Raw genomic sequence first — 628 nt, 5'->3', positions numbered from 1 at the left:
CCGCGGAAATAGCGTCGAGACGCCCGCCGAGCCCGCTTTCGATGTTGTCCGATTTCGTGACGAGCTCGTCTCGCACTCCTTCCAATTTCCCGCCGAGTTCGTTCTGCATCGCGGAAATCTTCTCGTCGTACGCAGACTTGAGGTTCTCCGCAACGGAATTGGCTCCCGCCGTCTTCTCCTCCAAGTCCGCGCTGATTTTGTCGAAGCGTCCCGTAATGTCGCCGGTAACCGCGTCCAGTTTCGCGTTCGCGTCCGCGGAAACGGTGTCGATTTTTCCGCCGAGCTCGTCCTGCATCGCGTTGATTTTCTCGTCGTATGCCGACTTGAGGTTCTCCGCAACGGAATTCGCTCCCGCAGTTTTCTCCTCCAAGTCCGCGCTGATTTTGTCGAACCGCCCCGTGATGTCGCCGGTAACAGCGTCGAGTTTCGCGTTCGCGTCCGAAGAAATAGCGTCGATTTTTCCCGCCGAGCTCGTTCTGCATCGCGTTGATTTTCTCGTCGTATGCAGACTTGAGGTTCTCCGCAACAGAATTCGCTCCGGCCGTCTTCTCCTCCAAGTCCGCGCTGATTTTGTCGAACCGCCCCGTGATGTCGCCGGTAACAGCGTCGAGCTTCGCGTTCGCGTCCG

Annotated in this window: 1 pseudogene; it reads right to left on the bottom strand. The window is 58.3% G+C overall.

Going from position 1 to position 628, the window contains the following annotated elements:
- Nucleotides 1-526 (bottom strand): annotated as a pseudogene (locus TRESADRAFT_RS00015) (hypothetical protein); the annotation flags it as partial.
- Nucleotides 527-628 lie beyond the last annotated feature (102 nt).

Source organism: Treponema saccharophilum DSM 2985 (genome assembly GCF_000255555.1).
Taxonomy (GTDB): Bacteria; Spirochaetota; Spirochaetia; order Treponematales; family Treponemataceae; genus Treponema_D; species Treponema_D saccharophilum.
Note: the sequence above shows the minus strand (reverse complement) of the source record. Positions and strands in the feature narration are given on the sequence as shown.